This is a genomic window from Klebsiella sp. B345, from assembly GCF_051131735.1.
In the GTDB taxonomy this organism is placed as follows: domain Bacteria; phylum Pseudomonadota; class Gammaproteobacteria; order Enterobacterales; family Enterobacteriaceae; genus Klebsiella.
This window is the reverse complement of the sequence record NZ_CP180443.1, coordinates 2283259-2301632: the sequence shown is the minus strand read 5'-3', so window position 1 is coordinate 2301632 and position 18374 is coordinate 2283259. Positions and strand designations below refer to the sequence as shown.

Genomic DNA, 18374 nt, shown 5'->3' with positions numbered 1-18374 from the left:
GATGAGATGGCAGATTTAGACGATATCAAAGAGGGAAAAGACTTCGGTTTTGACCGGCCGCAGAAAAACACGCTCTATACGTTGAAAGGCTGCGGCTCGCTGGAGTGGGGGATGCAGTCCCGACTGGCGCGTATCTTTAATCCGCACAGCAACCGGACGGTGATGCTGGCTTTCGATCACGGCTACTTCCAGGGGCCGACCACCGGGCTGGAGCGGATCGACCTCTCTATTGCCCCGTTGTTTGATGAAACCGATGTGCTGATGTGTACCCGCGGCGTGCTGCGCAGCCAGGTCCCGGCAGCGACCAACAAGCCGGTGGTGCTGCGGGCATCCGGCGGCAACTCTATCCTCAGCGAACTCTCCAATGAGTGCGTCGCCGTGGCGATGGAGGACGCACTGCGCTTAAACGTCTGCGCGGTGGCGGCTCAGGTTTATATCGGCAGCCCGCATGAGCATCAGTCGATCAACAATATCATCAGGCTGGTGGACGCCGGGAACCGCTACGGCATGCCGGTGCTGGCAGTCACCGGCGTGGGCAAAGAGATGACCCGTGACGCCCGCTATTTTTCGTTAGCCAGCAGGATTGCCGCTGAGATGGGGGCGCAGTTCGTGAAAACCTATTTCGTCGAGGAGGGGTTTGAAAAGGTCACCGCCAGCTGTCCGGTGCCGATCGTGATCGCCGGCGGGAAAAAACTGCCGGAGCTGGAAGCCCTTGAGATGTGCTGGCGCGCCATCGACCAGGGGGCATCTGGCGTGGACATGGGGCGCAATATCTTCCAGTCCAGCGCGCCGCGCGCCATGCTGCAAGCGGTGAAAAAAGTGGTCCATGAGAATATCAGCGCCCGTGAGGCGTACCAGTTCTGGCAGGAAGAGAAACAGGGAGAGCTAAAATGAACGTGACGCTGGTGGAGATTAATATCAAGCCGGAGCGGGTCGATGAGTTTCTCGATGTCTTTCGTGCCAACCACGAAGGGGCACTGCAGGAGCCGGGCAACCTGCGCTTCGACGTGTTGCAGGACCCGGAGGTGAAGACCCGTTTTTTTATCTATGAAGCCTATAAAGACGACGCGGCGGTGCTGGCGCATAAGAAAACCCCGCACTACCTGACCTGCGTGGAAAAACTGGAAGAGATGATGTCGCAGCCGCGGCAGAAGCGCAGTTTTGTGGGGTTATTGCCGGCAGATTAAGGGAGAACGGGTAGCGGTAAACCTGCCTCTCCGTGTGCGGAGAGGCAGGGGAGTCGATCAGGCTTCCTCAACTGAGACCCGCAGCGCAGCCAATGCGGTACGTGCCGCTTTAAGCACCTGCTCACACTGCTCAATCGTCAGCGTCAGCGGTGGCTCAATGCGGATGGTTTTGGCATTGTTGAGGGTCCCCGCCACCAGAATGCGCTGGCGGAACATCTCACTGGAGAAGCTGTAGCCGATTTCGTTATCCACGAACTCAATCGCCATCAGCATTCCTTTACCACGCACCTCATTCACCAGATCCGGGTACTCGCGGGACAGCTGACGGAAGCCATCCAGCAGCAGTTCGCCTTTCTGTTCCGCCTGTGCCGGGAGATTTTGCGTCAGCAGGACGTTGATCGTCGCCAGCGCCGCGGCACAGGCCAGCGGATTTCCACCGAAAGTGGTGGTATGCAGGAACGGATTGTCGAACAGTACCGAGAACACCTCTTCGGTGGCGACCGTCGCGCCGATTGGCATTACGCCGCCGCCGAGGGCTTTGGCAAGACACAGAATGTCCGGCTGAACGTTCTCGTGCTCACAGGCAAACATTTTGCCGGTGCGTCCCATGCCGGTCTGTACCTCGTCGAGGATCAGCAGTGCGCCAAACTCATCACACAGCTTACGTACCGCAGGCAGATAGCCTTGAGGTGGTAGGATCACGCCACCTTCGCCCTGGATCGGCTCAAGGATCACCGCCGCGACGTCATCACCGGTTTTCTTGCACTCGCTGAGTAGCGTGCGCATGGCGTTGATATCGCCAAACGGCACGTGACGGAAGCCCGGCAGCAGCGGCATAAAAGGCTTACGGAAGGTTGATTTGGCGGTAGCCGACAGTGCACCCAGCGATTTTCCATGGAACGCACCGCTGGTGGCCACGAAGGTAAATTTACCGCGTGGCGATTGATAGGCTTTAGCGAGCTTGAGTGCTGCTTCGACCGATTCCGTACCGCTGTTACTGAAGAAGCTGTATTTCAGTTTGCCGGGCGTTAATGCCGCCAGCGTTTTGGCCAGCATGGCCCGTAGCGGGTCCAGCAGTTCCTGACTATGAAGAGGTTGTTTAGCGAGCTGATGCTCTACGGCGGAAATCACAACTGGATTACGGTGCCCTACATTAAAAATCCCAAAACCACCCAGACAATCGACAAACTCTTGTCCTTGAGTGTCGACAAGCGTATTTAACCCTCCCGCCTGCCACTCTACGGCTCCGTAATCCCCGCCAGCGGTGACCGATTTTCGGTACTCTAAAAACCCTGGATTCACATGCTCTTTAAAGTATTCCCTGACCTCCTGGTTAAGTGCTTTCATCTCCTCATGATCAAGCGTTCGCTTCTCGATGAGATTCAGTGCGTGTGCGCTGCAGGCCAGAGCCGATGCGCTGGAAGGTAACCTGTTCAAAGTGAGCTCCTGGGGCGGGCGTATCACATGATACTGAATTAAGTATTGCAGGGATTACGCCACTTCGGTGGAGGCGCTGAAAATCGGGATAAACGCAGCGTGAAAGCGCATATGTGCGGAATTTAATCTCACGGCGATATTTTTGGCATGTTTTACTCCTGAACGGAGCTAATAACCTGCTGGCAGCTATACCGCCGCGTGCTTCGCGGCGGTGCAGGTTGCCCAATTTGAGGGCAGAAGGGAGGCTTAATCGAGCTGAGAAATTTCCATGGCCGCGCGGTCGATGACGGCAACGATCTGTTTGAGCTGCGCGTCGCTGGTGGGTTGCTGATTCACTTTCAGATCCAGTACGGCTTTAAAGTTCTCCAGCGCCCGTTTCATCTGCGGGTTTTTGCGCAGTTCACAGCCGACCATCCGCGCCTGTAAGCGCTCCTGAATTTGAGCCAGTTGCTCGAGATTTTCGGCGTGCAGCTGGCTGCCTTCTGCGGTAATGGCGATTTTCTTGCGGCCATTTTCCTCTTCAACGCTGATCAGACCCTGATCCTGCAGGAGATCGAGGGTGGGGTAGATCACGCCCGGACTAGGGCTATAGTTACCCTGAGTCAGGGTCTCAATCTCTTTAATCAGTTCGTAGCCGTGGCTGGCGTTGCGAGTCAGGATATCGAGGATAACCAGTCGCAGTTCGCCGTGACCAAAGAAACGCTGACGGCGTCCGCCGCCTCTGCGTTCGTGCTCGCCATGATCACCGCCTCTGTGGCCGTGTTCCCCACGTTCGCCGCGGTGCCCACGTGGCCCGCGCCCTTCTTCATGATGATGTCGCATCGTGTATTCCTCATTAGTTTTGATATATCTAATGTATATCTAAAAAATGACGGTTAGCAAGTATGAGATCTGATATTTTTTTAATATGTTGATTTTAAATGTTTTTGTTTATGGGTTTGGACTTTTTTGCTTTTTGTCACGACTATATCAAAAATAACTTGCATTCTTTTTAATGGCAATCATTATCATTTAGGTCATGTTTAGATATATCTATTTTTCACGAAGGCGATCGAATCGATGATGATAAAAACGAAAAACACTCAGTACCCGCAACGCGTTCGTAATGAGCTGCGTTTCCGTCAGTTAACCGTCCTGCGCGTAGAGCGTATCGGCGCGGCTTTTCAGCGCATTGTGCTGGGCGGAGACGCGCTGGACGGTTTTGTTTCCCAGGGGTTTGACGACCATACCAAACTGTTTTTCCCCGAAGCCGGCGCCGCGTTTACGCCGCCGCAGGTCACTGATGAAGGCATTAACTGGGGTGAGGGCGTTCGTCCGGCAACCCGCGACTATACGCCGCTGTACGATGCTGAGCACCATGAGCTGGCATACGACTTCTTTATCCACGACGGCGGGATTGCCAGCAGCTGGGCGCTGGCGGCCAAACCCGGCGATACCCTGGTGATTGGCGGGCCGCGCGGTTCACTGGTGGTGCCGGAAGATTATGCCTGGCAGCTGTATGTCTGTGATGAGTCCGGGATGCCGGCACTGCGCCGCCGTCTGCTGGGCCTCAGTCGTCTGCCCGTGCGCCCGCAGGTGACGGCGCTGGTCACGATCGGCGATGTCTCCTACCAGGATTATCTGGTGGACCTGCAGGGCTTTAATATTGAGTGGGTGGTGGGTCATCAGCCTTCCGTCGTGGCGGAGCGTCTGGCACAGGTGAACGTGCCGCCAGAGGATTACTTTATCTGGGTTACCGGTGAGGGTGCGGTCGTCAAATCGCTGCTTGGGCGCTTCGAGAACGATGAGATTGATCCACAGCTGGTACGCTCTCAGGCTTACTGGCACAGCAAGTAATCGCTGCTCCTGCGAGCGCTCCCCGGGTAACGATATAGACGCGTAGCCCGGGGCCTCTTCTACCTTACCTTTAGCTACGCATCACGCGCTTCCCGGCGACATCCAGCATCAGCGCGTCGCCGTCATGAAAACGGGTCAGCACCTCACTTTGCTGGCACAGAAAGGCGATACCGGCCTGGCGGGCGATAATCGCCCCATGCGAAACCTCGCTGCCTTCCTGCAGGCAGATGCCTTTTACCTGCCGGGGATCCAGCTGCACGACTGTGGAAGGAAAGATATCGTCGGCGATGAGGATCGTCGGTCCTTGCAGACGCAGCGGTTCCTCGTTGCGGCCCGCGAGATGGCGTAGCGTACGCTGCAGCAGATCGTCGATATCAATATAGCGTGCCTGCAGATAGGCATCGTCCAGAGAGCGGTATTGCTGGCTAAGATCAACCAGCACCTGATACCACGCCCAGGCCGCGCCGCAGTGCTCATTTCGCATGATTTCACAGGCGGTATCGTATAAATCAGGATCGTCGAGTAGCGTATGATGGCCGGAAAAGATCGCCGCGATATCCGCGGAATAACGATCTTCCGCCAGCGTGGTTAGCGCGGTGAGATCCGCCAGGGTCTGGTCGATAGCCTGCTTCAGGCGCTGCATCTCATCGGCAATATCTGCGCCGTTTTGCCGCTCAGGTTGGGCGTGAGGCCGCAGGTAGCGCATCGCGCTCCCCTGGACGCGGACGACAGCCGGCGCAGAAGGGGCGGGCATGGCGTCCGGCTGCTCGCCGAAGTTATCTGCCGCCAGCGCCTGAAATGCCGCCAGCGCCGCCTCGGCGTCCGGCCCGCGGGCCAGCAGCCGCAAGGTATCGTTGCAACGAACCTGGAGCAGGGCAATCTGGTTGATGCTGTCAGGCGACACGCATTTACCGCCTTTCTCCAGCACCAGATCCGCCTGGAACCCGGCCAGAGCCGCCACCAGACGCGATGCAGGGCGAACGTGCAACCCGTTGTGATTTTTGATCACCACCGAGACGGATTGCCCGCTCAGATCGTCATCACTGGGCGTTGCCTCAATGATCTCTGGCGCTAACGATGGTAACCCCAGCTGCACGCGCTTGGCTTCCAGGGCGTGCATGGCGTCGGCGATCACTTTATCGATATCCGATCCGGTGGCGGCGCTGACCGTGGCCGCCAGCGTGCCTTCGACCAGCGGGGCCGCGCACAGACGGACCTTGGCCGCGATGGCCGGATCGAGGAGATCCAGCGCGGTTTCCGCGCTGAGCAGGGCGCTGCCGATATCCATCATCACCAGCACGTGGTCGGTATCGGCCACGGACTCGATCGCTTCCATCACCTTCAGCGGGTCAGTGCCGATCGGATTCTCCGGATCGTCAATCCCGGCGGCGATCGCCAGCTTGCAGCCATCGCCAATTAACATCTGCCGGGCCAGTTCCCCGACGCCTTCGCCCAGCCGGGCGCTATGAGAAACAATCACCAGGTTTACCATCGCCTTATCCTTACGCTTTGGCGGCTGCCGCCAGTTCCTGAATCATCAACATCACCGAGGTTGCCCCCGGATCCTGATGCCCGATGCTGCGCTCACCGAGATAGCTGGCGCGGCCTTTGCGGGCCTGCATGGTGATGGTGGAACGAACGGCTTCCTCCGCCTGCTGCGCTGCGACGTCCAGCGCCTGTTGCACTGACAGGTGCTGTTCGCCGGACTGGCGCAGCGACTCGACCACCGGCAGCCAGACATCGCACATGGTTTTGTCGCCGGGTTCTGCTTTCCCACGGTTGACCACGCCCTCGGCCCCTTCGCGCATCATCTGATACAGTTCATCGAGGGTCAGGCTCTGGTGAGCCTGAGTTACCTGGGCTGCGCGAATAAAGAAGGTGCCGAACAGCGGCCCGCTGGCGCCGCCGACGTTGGAAAGCAGCGTCATCCCGGTATTCTTGAGAATAAAACCAATGTCTTTATCGGCAATGGACGGCAGCTTCTCCACCACTTTGCTGAAGCCACGATGCATGTTCAGACCATGGTCGGCATCGCCAATCTCTTTATCGAGGCCGGTCAGAAAATCTTTCTCGCGGGTGAAGGTATCGCCGCAGCGATAGAGCCAGTTAACGATTTGCGTTCTGTTCAGTGACATGTCGTGCTCCTTAGTGGCCCCAGTTCAGTGCAGGGGTGTGTACGGGGGCGTCCCATAACGCCAGCGTCGCGTCATCGACTTTCAGTAGCGTGATGGAAAAGCCCACCATATCCAGCGACGTACAGTAGCTGCCGACGAGGCTACGGGCGATCGTGATACCGTGCTCCTCGCAGCGCGTTGTCAGGCGGTTGAATACGCCATATAGCTCTGACAGCGGGGTCGCGCCGAGGTTATTGACCAGGGCGATGACGCGGTCGCCTTTCTGCAACGCCTGTTTGCTTTGCTGAACGTCCTGCCAGCTGCCTTTAACGTGGTCCCACTGACGCAGGGTACGGCTGTAGGTCCCGTTTTCCAGCAGGGTGTCGAACATCTCATCCACGGTGCGATCGAGAGAGCTAAAGGCACGACGGTCGATGCCCGGTTCGCCATGAATACCAACCCCGAACTCCATCTCATTATCCTGGAGCTCAAACGACGGCTGCCCGGCGGCCGGCACGGTACAGGCGCCCAGCGCAATGCCGATGGAGTGGCCGTGGTTGTTGAGGCGGCGGCCCAGTTCAGCGCAGGCTTCCAGCGAATCGCCGCGTTCGGCGGCGGCACCGACCAGCTTCTCGATCAGCACGGTGTTGGCGACGCCACGGCGTCCGGCGGTGTAGAGGCTGTCTTTGACCGCCACGTCGTCATCGATCACCACGGTGGTCACCTTGACGCCGCTTTCATGTAGCAGCTCGGTGGCGGTCTCGAAATTGAGGATATCCCCGGTGTAGTTTTTGATGATCAGCAGTACGCCTTCACCGCCGTCGATATTCATGGCGCACTCGAACATTTTGTCCGGCGTCGGCGAGGTGAAAATCTCGCCCGGGCAGGCTCCGGAGAGCATCCCTTTGCCGATATAGCCGCAGTGCATCGGCTCGTGTCCGCTCCCGCCGCCGGAGAGCAGCGCGACTTTTCCGGCCACCGGCGCATCGGCGCGGGTGACGTATACCGGGTCCAGATGCAGCGTTAATTCAGGGTGGGCCTTGGCGAGGCCTTGTAATTGTTCACTCAGGACATCTTCGACACGGTTAATCAGTTTTTTCATTATTCATGCTCCGTCGACGTGATGCGATGCGGCCTCTCTGCGCACGGAGGCGGTCATCGTGTAGGGGTATCGCCTGGCGGGAACAACAACCGGCGATGTGATGATTCTGGCTGAGTTAACGGAAAAAAAAATGCCGCGAAAACGGGTTTCATTACGGAACATGATTATTAATTTTCGTTTCGTAATGGAACGTTTCTGCTAAGGAAATGCGAAAAATGCGAGCCAGGGCGACTTTTTCGCCCCGTGTTCCACGGCGGTGGATGGCGGTCGGGGAGACTTTTTCGGCGTTTTTTGGTCGGCTGAGGGGATCGCTATTCGTCGCTTGTCCCTGGTTTTATGGCGGTTGGTGGCTGAAGGGGCCGATCGGGATCGCAATCCCGGCGTTTCTTCGTCAGTCATGTTCCAATATGAAACATTAAAAATCGATCGCCGTTTCAGATCAGAACAAAATCGGCAAAAATTTTTTTGTTCGTCGCTCGCCCTACAGTGTTTGCATCGCTCCGGTCATGCTCCCGTTTGCGCCTTTCAGCGAAGGCTGAACGGGATGACGCCAGGGCACATCATGTAAAACATGCACTTATTTGAGGGTGAAAGGAATGCTAAACGTTATTCAATCTCCGGCCAAATATCTTCAGGGACCTGATGCATCCACGCTGTTTGGCCAGTATGCCAAAAACCTGGCGGACAGTTTTTTCGTGATTGCCGATGACTTCGTCATGAAGCTGGCGGGGGAGAAGGTGCTCAATGGCCTGCATAACCACGGACTCAGCTGCCATGCGGCACGCTTTAACGGCGAGTGCAGCCATGCGGAAATCAACCGCCTGATTGCTATTCTGCAACAGCACGGCTGTCGCGGTGTGGTCGGGATTGGCGGCGGGAAGACGCTCGATACTGCCAAAGCCATCGGCTTCTACCAGAAGCTGCCGGTGGTGGTGATCCCGACCATTGCTTCGACCGATGCGCCAACCAGCGCGCTGTCGGTGATTTACACTGAAGCCGGTGAGTTTGAGGAGTATCTGATCTACCCGAAAAACCCGGATATGGTGGTGATGGACACGGCGATTATCGCCAAAGCGCCGGTGCGTCTGCTGGTGGCGGGGATGGGCGATGCGCTTTCCACGTGGTTTGAAGCGAAGGCCTGTTTTGATGCCAGAGCGACCAGCATGGCCGGCGGTCAGTCCACGGCGGCAGCCTTGAGCCTGGCCCGCCTGTGCTATGATACGCTGCTGGCGGAAGGCGAAAAAGCGCGTCTGGCGGCCCAGGCTGGCGTCGTGACCGATGCGCTGGAGCGCATTGTAGAAGCCAACACCTACCTCAGCGGCATTGGCTTTGAAAGCAGCGGCCTGGCGGCGGCGCATGCCATCCACAACGGCTTCACCATTCTGGAAGAGTGCCATCATCTGTACCACGGCGAAAAAGTGGCCTTTGGTACCCTGGCTCAACTGGTGTTGCAGAACAGCCCGATGGAAGAGATTGAGACGGTGCTGGGCTTCTGCCAGAAAGTGGGGCTGCCGGTGACGCTGGCGCAGATGGGCGTGAAAGAGGGCATTGAAGGGAAAATTCAGGCGGTGGCGAAAGCGACCTGTGCGGAAGGTGAAACCATCCACAACATGCCTTTTGCCGTGGCGCCTGATAACGTCTATGCCGCGATTATGACGGCTGACCTGCTCGGTCAGCAGTGGCTGGCGCGTTAAGGTTACGCTGACGCATCGTCTGAATGTGAAAGACGTTTCTCCCCTCCGACAGTCTCTGCCGGAGGGGTTGTCTATTGGTTAACAGTGGAAAGGGACATGACGGCGCAGACTCAGGATTCCTCACAAACAGCATCTTCCGTAATCGGCCAGTCGTGGCATCGTTGCAGCCGGTTTATGCAGCGGGACACCTGGCAGGCGCCTCATCAGGCGCAGGGGCTGACGTTTGAATCGATCTGTCGGCGTAAAACCGCGCTGCTGACCATCGGCCAGGCTGCGCTGGAAGATGCCTGGGAATTTATGGACGGCCGCTCCTGCGCACTGTTTATTCTGGATGAGTCTGCCTGCATTCTCAGCCGCTGCGGTGAACCTCAGACGCTGGCGCAGCTGGAAGCGCTAGGGTTCCTCGACGGCAGCTATTGTGCCGAAAGCATTATCGGCAGCTGCGCGCTGTCGCTGGCCTCGATGCTGGGACAGCCGGTGAGAACCTCCGGCGATCAACATTTTAAACAGGCGCTGCACGGGTGGTCATTTAGTTCGACGCCGGTGTTTGATAACCACGGGCGCCTGTTTGGTTCTATTTCGCTGTGTTGCCTGAGCGAACAGCAGGCGGCTTCTGATTTGTCCCTGACCCTCGCGATTGCCCGGGAGGTGGGGAATTCACTGCTGACCGACAGCCTGCTCGCCGAATCTAATCGCCACCTCAATCAGATGTACGGCCTGCTGGAAAGCATGGACGACGGGGTGATGGCGTGGAATGAGCAGGGGGTGTTGCAGTTTATTAACGTCCAGGCCGCGAGGCTCCTGCACCTGGATGCGCAGGCCAGCCAGGGGAAAAATATTCACGACCTGGTGATGCTGCCGGCGTTGCTGCGTCGGGCTATTAAGCACGCTCGGGCGCTGAACCATGCGGAAGTGACGTTTGAGAGTCAGCATCAGTTTATCGACGCCGTCATTACCCTCAAGCCGATTGTCGAAGCGCAGGGCAACAGCTTTATTCTGCTGCTGCATCCGGTGGAGCAGCTGCGTCAGCTGATGACCAGCCAGTTGGGCAAAGTGAGCCATACGTTTGAGCAGATGTCTGCGGACGATCCGCAAACGCGGCGGCTGATACATTTTGGCCGGCAGGCCGCACGCGGCGCTTTCCCGGTTCTGCTGTGCGGCGAAGAGGGCGTCGGGAAAGAGCTGATCGCTCAGGCGATTCATAATGAAAGTGAACGGGCGGGCGGCCCGTATATTGCGGTTAACTGCCAGCTGTATGCCGACAACGTGCTGGGGCAGGATTTTATGGGCAGTGCGCCGACCGATGATCAAAACGGTCGTCTGAGCCGCCTGGAGCTGGCCAGCGGCGGGTCCTTATTCCTGGAAAAAATCGAGTACCTGGCGCCGGAACTGCAGTCTGTGCTGTTGCAGGTGATTAAGCAGGGGGTGTTAACCCGGCTTGATGCCCGTCGGCTGATCCCGGTGGATGTGAAAGTGATCGCCACCACCACCGTCGATCTCGCTAACCTGGTGGAACAGAACCGCTTTAGCCGCCAGCTCTACTATGCGTTGCACTCGTTTGAGATTGCCATTCCGCCGCTGCGGTCGCGACGCAGCAGTATTTCTGCGTTGGTGCATAATCGTCTGCGCAGCCTCGAGCGGCGCTTTTCGTCGCGCCTCAAAGTGGACGACGACGCTCTGGCGCAGCTGGTGAACTACTCCTGGCCGGGCAATGATTTTGAGCTCAACAGCATTATTGAAAATATCGCCATCAGCAGCGATAACGGCCATATCCGCTTGAACAACCTGCCGGAATATCTCTTCTCCGAGCGCCTGGGCAGCAGCGACAGCGCATCGCCGCTCTTACCCGCCAGCCTGACCTTCAGCGCCATCGAAAAAGAGGCGATTATTCATGCCGCCCGCGTTACCAGTGGCCGGGTGCAGGAGATGTCCAGCCTGCTCAATATTGGGCGCACAACATTGTGGCGCAAGATGAAGCAGTACGAGATCGACGCCAGCCAGTTTAAGCGCAAAAACCAGGACTCATCTGTGGGCTGAAGCCCGCGCGGCGCGCCAGTTAGTGCGCAAACGAGTGTCTTAAGTGCGCAGAAAACCACCATGCAAACGTTTGAATGAGGGCTGAATCAAATAAAGGCAACGTTCTCTTTGATATCCCGGCGAACTTGGGTCCATAGTATAAACATGTTCATCACATGGTTAATTTTAAGGATAAGAGCATGCCAACAGCGATAGATAAAGCATTAGATTTTATTGGTGGTATGAACACATCAGAACCGGCTCCGCCTTCAATGGATGAAAGCACAGCTAAAGGCATTTTAAAGTATTTGAATGAGTTAGGTGTTCCGGCAAGTGCCGACGACGTGATGGCGCGAGGTCAGCAGGAGGGATGGAACGCCGGGTTCACGGAAAAAGTGGCCGGATGGGCAGATAAGATCGCATCTGGTGACCGTCTCATTATTAAAAACCCTGAGTTCTTCTCTTCCTACATGCGGGAGCAGCTGCGGGAACTGGTGTGAGTTGAGCGTTTCAACCGCCCATTCATGACCGTGCTGTTCAGCGTATAAGGTATAAAAAAGGAGCGAACCGTTATTAACGGCGCTCCTTTTATTTTTACCTGTCTTCACTGCCAGCATGGTATTCCGTGGACAGCAACAGTCCTTTAATGGCCTGTTGGCGTGCGTTAACTGGTGTGGTGTAAGTGCGAAACGCTAAAAAGCACAAGGGCCGGCGATTTCTCGCCAGCCCTTGCGGTGTCTGGTGGCCCCTGCTGGACTTGAACCAGCGACCAAGCGATTATGAGTCGCCTGCTCTAACCACTGAGCTAAGGGGCCGTGGCGAGGGATTATAAAGTAACTGGCAAGCGCAATCCAGCGTAAAACGCACGGCTGCTGATTTTATAAACAATGCATTTTCAATCCTTTATAATCACCTTTTCGGTATTGAATGGGTGAAAAGATGATCAACGATATTCTGGCTCCGGACCTGCGGGTGGTCTTCTGCGGCATCAATCCCGGGAAGTCCTCTGCGCATACCGGTTTTCATTTTGCCCATCCGGGTAATCGCTTCTGGAAGGTGATTCACCAGGCCGGGTTTACCGACCGCCTGCTGGCACCGGAAGAGGAACAGCATCTGCTCGATACCGGCTGCGGTATCACGATGCTGGTGGAGCGTCCGACGGTGCAGGCCAGCGAAGTGGCGTTACAGGAGCTGCGCAGCGGCGGGCGGGAGCTGATCCTGAAAATGGAACAGTATCAGCCGCGTGCGCTGGCGATCCTCGGCAAACAGGCTTTTGAGAAAGCCTTTCAGGTGCGCGGCGCGCGCTGGGGAAAGCAGTCGGTGACTATCGGCGCGACGGAGGTGTGGGTATTGCCTAACCCCAGCGGATTGAACCGGGCGACGCTGGAGGCTCTGGTGGCGGCCTATCGTGAGCTGGAACAGGCGCTGACTGCGCGAGGTCGATAATCCACAGGTTGCGGGCGCGAACAACTGCGGCTCTTGCGGTAAATTGAAGGCAAAAAAAAGCTCCCCGCAGGGAGCTTTTTATGTCCAGCAACGATTAATCGTCGAGGAAGCTACGCAGTACTTCAGAACGGCTCGGGTGACGCAGCTTACGTAGCGCTTTCGCTTCGATCTGACGGATACGTTCGCGGGTAACGTCAAACTGTTTGCCGACTTCTTCCAGCGTGTGGTCGGTGTTCATATCGATACCGAAACGCATACGCAGAACTTTCGCTTCACGGGCGGTCAGGCCAGCCAGAACGTCGTGAGTGGCGGCGCGCAGGCTTTCCGTGGTCGCGGAATCCAGCGGCAGCTCGAGGGTGGTATCCTCGATGAAATCACCCAGATGCGAATCTTCATCGTCGCCGATCGGCGTTTCCATGGAGATAGGCTCTTTGGCAATTTTCAGCACTTTGCGAATTTTATCTTCCGGCATCAGCATGCGTTCAGCCAGCTCTTCCGGCGTCGGTTCACGACCCATTTCCTGCAGCATCTGGCGGGAGATACGGTTGAGCTTGTTGATGGTCTCAATCATATGCACCGGAATACGGATGGTGCGCGCCTGATCCGCGATAGAGCGGGTGATTGCCTGACGGATCCACCAGGTAGCATAAGTGGAAAACTTGTAGCCGCGACGATATTCGAACTTATCAACCGCCTTCATCAGACCGATGTTACCTTCCTGAATCAGATCCAGGAACTGCAGACCACGGTTGGTGTATTTCTTGGCGATAGAAATAACCAGACGTAAGTTTGCTTCAACCATCTCTTTCTTCGCACGGCGGGCTTTCGCTTCACCGATGGACATGCGACGGTTGATATCTTTAACCTGCTCGATGGTCAGGCCGGTTTCTTCTTCAATCTGCTGCAGTTTCATCAGGCCGCGCTGAACGTCTTCTTTCACGTCCTGCAGCTTTTCAGACCACGGCTTGTTCATGGCGACAGCGGCGTTGAACCAGGTTTCGCTGGTTTCGTTGCCGGTGAACAGCGTGATGAAGTTTTTCTTCGGCATTTTGCACTGTTCAACGCACAGTTTCATGATGATGCGTTCCTGAGTACGGACGCGATCCATCATGCTACGCATGCTGCCAACCAGGTAATCGAACTGTTTCGGTACCAGACGGAACTGTTTGAACACTTCAGACAGCTTGAGAATTTCTTCCTGCGCGGCGGCGTGGCTACGACCTTTTGCTTTAATGGTGTCGCGGGTCAGTTCGTACTGCGTACGCAGTTCAGCGAATTTCGCGCGTGCCAGCTCAGGGTCGATGCTGTTGTCGTCATCGCTGCTGTCGTCATCGTCGTCTTCATCTTCGTCTTCGTCGTCATCCATCTCTTCCTGAGACAGTTCAGACCCGACGTGCGTTGCCGTCGGTGCCAGATCTTCTTCAGCGTTAGGATCGACAAAGCCGGTGATCAGGTCAGACAGACGGGCTTCTTCCGCTTCAACGCGATCGTACTGCTCGAGCAGATAGGTGATGGCTTCCGGATATTCAGCAACGGAGCACTGAACCTGGTTAATCCCATCTTCAATACGTTTGGCGATGTCAATTTCGCCTTCACGCGTCAGCAGTTCAACGGTACCCATTTCGCGCATGTACATGCGCACCGGATCGGTTGTCCGTCCGATTTCAGATTCAACACTGGACAACACCTGCGCAGCTGCTTCTTCTGCATCTTCGTCTGTGTTGTTGCTGTTTTCAGCCAGCAGTAGATCATCGGCATCCGGTGCTTCTTCCATCACCTGAATGCCCATGTCATTGATCATTTGGATGATGTCTTCGATCTGATCGGAGTCGACGATATCTTCCGGCAGATGGTCATTGACCTCGGCATAGGTCAGATAGCCTTGCTCCTTACCACGTTGGACAAGAAGCTTCAGCTGTGACTGCGGGTTTTGCTCCATAAGACGGTATCCACACTTATTTCGTTTGATTGGTGTCGACAACAAACTGCCAACATTTAAAGCGAGGGCGTACTTATATTATTGCCGCTGCGCCTCAGCGCGGCTGTCGGGGGCTTCCCGAACGATATTCGGCACTTAAGCCGTGCAATTCATTTCTTTGCCAGTTCCTGACTGATGGTCCAGAGTTCCCGGCGTTCTTCACTGCTTAAACCGTGTGTGCGGTCACGAGCTATCAACTCTTCTTGCCGCAGTTCCAGCAGTGAATCAAACATATGGTTGAGCGAGTCGGTGAAGGTTTTTTCTGCGATATCTTTATCTGCTATATCGTCCCACATCGACAGTTTTTCAAGGGTGGCGGCCTCATTTGTGCCGCGATACTGCTCTAAAAGCTGCCCGGTCGTCAGACCTGGCTGAGATAAACAGGTTTTCACCAGTTCGCTGAACAAGCCCAGTCCCGGCATTTTGCGCTGATCCAGACCTTCTAAAGGTGGAACCAGCGGGGCGAGATCCGGGTTTTGCACCAGCAACCCTATAAGTATACGCATGGTCGTGCGTTTTAGCTGCGGCGCGGGACGCGGGGCGCCATTTTCTGTCTGTTTTGGCATTAAACGTTCAAGCTGGGCGTCATCTAAAATCCCTAACTTGTTGCCTAATTCCTGACGTAAATAAATGCGAAGCGTTTCGCCCGGCACCTGGGTTATCAGCGGCAGCGCCAGCGTACTGAGCTGCGCGCGCCCATCCGGGGTGCTTAAGTCGACCTGCGGCATCAGGCTGTTAAACAAAAACGTGGAGAGCGGCTGAGCCTGCTCCATCCGCGCTTCGAACGCCTCTTTACCCTCTTTACGCACCAGCGTATCCGGGTCTTCACCGTCAGGTAGAAACATAAAGCGTAGCTGACGACCGTCGGTCATGTACGGTAGCGCCGTTTCCAGCGCTCGCCAGGCGGCATCGCGGCCAGCCCGGTCGCCGTCGTAACAGCAGATGACCTGATTGGTCGCCCGGAACAAAAGCTGAATATGGTCAGCTGTGGTCGAGGTACCTAACGACGCAACCGCATAATTGATGCCGTACTGCGCCAGCGCCACAACGTCCATATAGCCTTCGACAACCAGCAGACGGGGTGGTTCGGCGTTATCCTGCTGTGCCTCATAAAGGCCATACAGCTGGCGACCTTTATGGAAAATATCGGTTTCCGGGGAGTTCAGGTATTTCGGCAGGGCATCGCCCAGCACGCGTCCACCAAAACCAATGACCCGGCCTCGCTTATCGCGGATGGGGAACATCACCCGTTCGCGGAAGCGGTCGTAACTGCGTCCCTTATCGTTCGTAACCAGCATGCCGGCATCGATAAGCGACTGGCGGTTTTCTTGATTGCCGCCAAACCGTTTTAAGACGTTATCCCAACCGGGCGGCGCGTAGCCAATCGCGAAGCGCGCAATGACCTCGCTGCTTAAACCGCGTTTTGCCAGATACTGGCGCGCAGGGTCGGCGGCGGGGTGTATCAGAGACTGTTGGTAAAACGCATTCAGACCGTCCATTAACTGATAGAGGCTTTGCCGTTGATGGCGCTCTATCTGACTCGGTCCGTTGCCTGCTTCATATGGCACTTCGAGGTTGTGCATGGCGGCAAGTTCTTCGACCGTTTCCACGAACTCGAGCTTGTCGTAGTTCATCAGGAAGTCGACGGCGTTGCCGTGCGCACCGCAACCAAAGCAGTGGTAAAACTGTTTTTCACCGTTGACGGTAAAAGAGGGGGTTTTTTCGTTATGGAAAGGACAGCACGCGTGGTAGTTCTTGCCCTGCTTTTTGAGCTTTACCCGCGCGTCGATAAGATCGACGATGTCGGTTCGAGCCAGCAGGTCATTGATAAATACGCGTGGAATTCGTCCAGCCATAGGCCCCGTAAACTATACACACGATCCTGTAGACGGCCTCAGCGTTGGCGCTGTGAACGTTCTTACCGGGTGCTGTGTATATGCTAATGCATAAACGAAAATAAGCCGCGCATTCCTTCCGGAAGCACGGCCTTACAACTACAACTCGGTCTGAATTGAGGGCTGTGCCCTCAACAGATTAGTACAGACGAGTGCGGCGTGCGTTTTCGCGAGCCAGTTTCTTCGCGTGACGTTTCACTGCAGAAGCTTTAGCGCGCTTACGTTCGGTAGTCGGTTTTTCATAGAACTCACGACGACGAACTTCCGCCAGAACACCTGCTTTTTCACAGGAACGCTTGAAGCGACGCAGAGCTACGTCGAACGGCTCGTTTTCACGTACTTTAATTACCGGCATGTGCCTCTCACCTTTATTAATTCGGTTTGCTGCTGGCATCAACGCCAGCTTATTTCAAAATGGTGCGGAATTTTACTGCAACTACTGCTGCTTTGTAAAGCACCGGCGCCCTTTTTGAAAGGACTTTTATAAGGGTGAGGAGTATACACGAGGCTTCTTCCTGGGGCGAACAAAGTTTTACCGTGACACGCTGAGGGTATACATCACCCGGCATTGGTCCTAAACTGCGCGGTATTAGAGTGAGGTAAAAAAGACATGCGTGTACTGGGTATTGAAACATCCTGCGATGAAACCGGCATCGCCATTTATGACGACGAAAAAGGGCTGCTAGCCAACCAACTGTATAGTCAGGTGAAATTACATGCTGACTACGGCGGCGTTGTGCCTGAGCTGGCTTCACGCGATCACGTGCGCAAGACCGTACCGCTGATCCAGGCAGCATTAAAAGAAGCCGGACTGACGGCAAAAGAGATTGATGCGGTAGCCTATACCGCTGGACCGGGTCTGGTTGGTGCGCTGCTGGTCGGCGCCACGGTCGGGCGTTCGCTGGCGTTTGCCTGGAACGTACCGGCCATCCCGGTACACCATATGGAAGGCCACCTGCTGGCACCGATGCTGGAAGATAATCCGCCGGATTATCCTTTTGTAGCGCTCTTGGTCTCCGGTGGTCATACCCAGTTGATCAGCGTTACCGGCATTGGCCAGTACACCCTGCTGGGTGAGTCTATCGATGATGCCGCAGGCGAAGCCTTCGATAAAACAGCGAAGCTGCTGGGACTGGATTATCCTGGCGGGCCGATGCTATCTAAAATGGCGGCGCAGGGCACCGAGGGACGATTTGTCTTCCCGCGTCCGATGACCGACCGCCCGGGGCTGGATTTTAGCTTCTCTGGCCTGAAAACCTTCGCAGCTAACACCATTCGCAATAATACAGACGACGAGCAGACCCGTGCCGATATCGCCCGGGCGTTTGAAGATGCGGTGGTGGATACGCTGATGATTAAGTGCAAGCGAGCGCTGGAGCAGACCGGCTTTAAACGCCTGGTGATGGCCGGCGGCGTGAGCGCGAACCGCACGCTGCGAGCGAAGCTGGCGCAGATGATGACCAAACGCGGCGGTGAAGTTTTCTATGCGCGTCCGGAATTTTGCACCGATAACGGCGCAATGATCGCCTATGCCGGGATGGTGCGTCTGCGCACCGGCGCGAAGCCTGACCTCGGGGTGACCGTACGCCCGCGCTGGCCGCTTGCTGAACTGCCTGCGGCGTAAGCCACTCACAGGCCGACGCTGCGTCGGCCTGTTTTCCTTCCCGCT

16 protein-coding genes and 1 tRNA gene are annotated in these 18374 nt (G+C 56.3%); 8 read left to right on the top strand and 9 right to left on the bottom strand.

The genetic code is table 11. The features are described from left to right. Positions 1-6 precede the first annotated feature (6 nt). Together lsrF and lsrG are read left to right on the top strand one after the other, a co-directional pair. Positions 7-894, top strand: coding sequence for a 3-hydroxy-5-phosphonooxypentane-2,4-dione thiolase (lsrF, locus tag ACMYSO_RS10760; protein WP_434670485.1), 888 nt, complete (start codon positions 7-9; stop codon positions 892-894). Further along, on the top strand, positions 891-1187 hold the full coding sequence (gene lsrG, locus ACMYSO_RS10755) for a (4S)-4-hydroxy-5-phosphonooxypentane-2,3-dione isomerase (RefSeq protein WP_434670484.1): 297 nt from the start codon (positions 891-893) through the stop codon (positions 1185-1187). The genes lsrF and lsrG overlap by 4 nt, the downstream gene beginning before the upstream one ends. A gap of 57 nt (positions 1188-1244) precedes the next feature. Here the strand turns inward: lsrG and ygjG are convergent, their stop codons facing one another. Together ygjG and ACMYSO_RS10745 are read right to left on the bottom strand one after the other, a co-directional pair. Continuing rightward, entirely contained in the window at positions 1245-2624 is a 1380-nt protein-coding gene (gene ygjG, locus ACMYSO_RS10750) for a putrescine aminotransferase (protein ID WP_434583004.1), read from the bottom strand. Between the two features lie 246 nt (positions 2625-2870). Continuing rightward, positions 2871-3446, bottom strand: a complete 576-nt coding sequence (locus ACMYSO_RS10745; protein ID WP_123756399.1) for a PadR family transcriptional regulator — start codon at positions 3444-3446, stop codon at positions 2871-2873. 237 nt (positions 3447-3683) lie between these two features. Between ACMYSO_RS10745 and ACMYSO_RS10740 the strand changes: the two genes are divergently transcribed. Further along, complete coding sequence (locus ACMYSO_RS10740) at positions 3684-4460, top strand: siderophore-interacting protein (RefSeq protein ID WP_434670483.1); 777 nt, start codon at positions 3684-3686, stop codon at positions 4458-4460. A 70-nt stretch (positions 4461-4530) separates the two neighbouring features. Here ACMYSO_RS10740 and dhaM read toward each other — a convergent pair whose 3' ends face one another. Genes dhaM through dhaK form a run of 3 tightly spaced genes read right to left on the bottom strand, consistent with a single transcriptional unit; the run spans position 4531 to position 7676 of the window. Continuing rightward, positions 4531-5952, bottom strand: coding sequence for a dihydroxyacetone kinase phosphoryl donor subunit DhaM (dhaM, locus tag ACMYSO_RS10735; RefSeq protein ID WP_434670482.1), 1422 nt, complete (start codon positions 5950-5952; stop codon positions 4531-4533). A 10-nt stretch (positions 5953-5962) separates the two neighbouring features. After that, positions 5963-6595 (bottom strand): dihydroxyacetone kinase subunit DhaL, encoded by a 633-nt coding sequence (gene dhaL / locus ACMYSO_RS10730; RefSeq protein WP_123756401.1) that lies wholly within the window; start codon positions 6593-6595, stop codon positions 5963-5965. Positions 6596-6605: 10 nt separating this feature from the next. Continuing rightward, positions 6606-7676 (bottom strand): dihydroxyacetone kinase subunit DhaK, encoded by a 1071-nt coding sequence (dhaK, locus tag ACMYSO_RS10725; protein WP_434670481.1) that lies wholly within the window; start codon positions 7674-7676, stop codon positions 6606-6608. A 596-nt stretch (positions 7677-8272) separates the two neighbouring features. Between dhaK and ACMYSO_RS10720 the strand changes: the two genes are divergently transcribed. The 3 genes from ACMYSO_RS10720 to ACMYSO_RS10710 all read left to right on the top strand — a co-directional run bounded on the left by ACMYSO_RS10720 (position 8273) and on the right by ACMYSO_RS10710 (position 11886). After that, positions 8273-9370 carry a glycerol dehydrogenase gene (locus tag ACMYSO_RS10720; protein WP_434670480.1) on the top strand — a complete coding sequence of 366 codons (1098 nt, stop codon included), beginning with the start codon at positions 8273-8275 and terminating at the stop codon, positions 9368-9370. A gap of 96 nt (positions 9371-9466) precedes the next feature. Then, positions 9467-11407: a dihydroxyacetone kinase operon transcriptional regulator DhaR gene (gene dhaR / locus ACMYSO_RS10715; protein WP_434670479.1), complete on the top strand. Its 1941-nt coding sequence runs from the start codon at positions 9467-9469 to the stop codon at positions 11405-11407. Between the two features lie 179 nt (positions 11408-11586). Beyond that, positions 11587-11886, top strand: coding sequence for a DUF1889 family protein (locus tag ACMYSO_RS10710; protein WP_217426887.1), 300 nt, complete (start codon positions 11587-11589; stop codon positions 11884-11886). Between the two features lie 239 nt (positions 11887-12125). Here ACMYSO_RS10710 and ACMYSO_RS10705 read toward each other — a convergent pair. Beyond that, positions 12126-12201, bottom strand: a tRNA-Ile gene (locus ACMYSO_RS10705). 124 nt (positions 12202-12325) lie between these two features. Here ACMYSO_RS10705 and mug point away from each other — a divergent pair. Beyond that, on the top strand, positions 12326-12832 hold the full coding sequence (mug, locus tag ACMYSO_RS10700) for a G/U mismatch-specific DNA glycosylase (RefSeq protein ID WP_434670478.1): 507 nt from the start codon (positions 12326-12328) through the stop codon (positions 12830-12832). Between the two features lie 94 nt (positions 12833-12926). Here mug and rpoD read toward each other — a convergent pair whose 3' ends face one another. From rpoD to rpsU, 3 genes are all read right to left on the bottom strand, one after another. After that, positions 12927-14771 (bottom strand): RNA polymerase sigma factor RpoD, encoded by a 1845-nt coding sequence (gene rpoD, locus ACMYSO_RS10695; protein WP_434670476.1) that lies wholly within the window; start codon positions 14769-14771, stop codon positions 12927-12929. 149 nt (positions 14772-14920) lie between these two features. After that, on the bottom strand, positions 14921-16666 hold the full coding sequence (gene dnaG, locus ACMYSO_RS10690; RefSeq protein WP_434670475.1) for a DNA primase: 1746 nt from the start codon (positions 16664-16666) through the stop codon (positions 14921-14923). Between the two features lie 178 nt (positions 16667-16844). Then, positions 16845-17060, bottom strand: a complete 216-nt coding sequence (rpsU, locus tag ACMYSO_RS10685; RefSeq protein WP_001144069.1) for a 30S ribosomal protein S21 — start codon at positions 17058-17060, stop codon at positions 16845-16847. 255 nt (positions 17061-17315) lie between these two features. Between rpsU and tsaD the strand changes: the two genes are divergently transcribed. Further along, positions 17316-18329 (top strand): tRNA (adenosine(37)-N6)-threonylcarbamoyltransferase complex transferase subunit TsaD, encoded by a 1014-nt coding sequence (gene tsaD, locus ACMYSO_RS10680; RefSeq protein ID WP_434670473.1) that lies wholly within the window; start codon positions 17316-17318, stop codon positions 18327-18329. Positions 18330-18374: the final 45 nt, after the last annotated feature.

What these genes read in the sequence shown, in the direction of transcription:
- lsrF (WP_434670485.1), top strand. Translation starts at nt 7, where the DNA reads ATGGCAGATTTAGACGATATCAAAGAGGGAAAAGACTTCGGTTTTGAC.
- lsrG (WP_434670484.1), top strand. Translation starts at nt 891, where the DNA reads ATGAACGTGACGCTGGTGGAGATTAATATCAAGCCGGAGCGGGTCGAT.
- ACMYSO_RS10745 (WP_123756399.1), bottom strand. Translation starts at nt 3,446, where the DNA reads ATGCGACATCATCATGAAGAAGGGCGCGGGCCACGTGGGCACCGCGGC.
- ACMYSO_RS10740 (WP_434670483.1), top strand. Translation starts at nt 3,684, where the DNA reads ATGATGATAAAAACGAAAAACACTCAGTACCCGCAACGCGTTCGTAAT.
- dhaM (WP_434670482.1), bottom strand. Translation starts at nt 5,952, where the DNA reads ATGGTAAACCTGGTGATTGTTTCTCATAGCGCCCGGCTGGGCGAAGGC.
- dhaL (WP_123756401.1), bottom strand. Translation starts at nt 6,595, where the DNA reads ATGTCACTGAACAGAACGCAAATCGTTAACTGGCTCTATCGCTGCGGC.
- dhaK (WP_434670481.1), bottom strand. Translation starts at nt 7,676, where the DNA reads ATGAAAAAACTGATTAACCGTGTCGAAGATGTCCTGAGTGAACAATTA.
- ACMYSO_RS10720 (WP_434670480.1), top strand. Translation starts at nt 8,273, where the DNA reads ATGCTAAACGTTATTCAATCTCCGGCCAAATATCTTCAGGGACCTGAT.
- dhaR (WP_434670479.1), top strand. Translation starts at nt 9,467, where the DNA reads ATGACGGCGCAGACTCAGGATTCCTCACAAACAGCATCTTCCGTAATC.
- ACMYSO_RS10710 (WP_217426887.1), top strand. Translation starts at nt 11,587, where the DNA reads ATGCCAACAGCGATAGATAAAGCATTAGATTTTATTGGTGGTATGAAC.
- mug (WP_434670478.1), top strand. Translation starts at nt 12,326, where the DNA reads ATGATCAACGATATTCTGGCTCCGGACCTGCGGGTGGTCTTCTGCGGC.
- rpoD (WP_434670476.1), bottom strand. Translation starts at nt 14,771, where the DNA reads ATGGAGCAAAACCCGCAGTCACAGCTGAAGCTTCTTGTCCAACGTGGT.
- dnaG (WP_434670475.1), bottom strand. Translation starts at nt 16,666, where the DNA reads ATGGCTGGACGAATTCCACGCGTATTTATCAATGACCTGCTGGCTCGA.
- rpsU (WP_001144069.1), bottom strand. Translation starts at nt 17,060, where the DNA reads ATGCCGGTAATTAAAGTACGTGAAAACGAGCCGTTCGACGTAGCTCTG.
- tsaD (WP_434670473.1), top strand. Translation starts at nt 17,316, where the DNA reads ATGCGTGTACTGGGTATTGAAACATCCTGCGATGAAACCGGCATCGCC.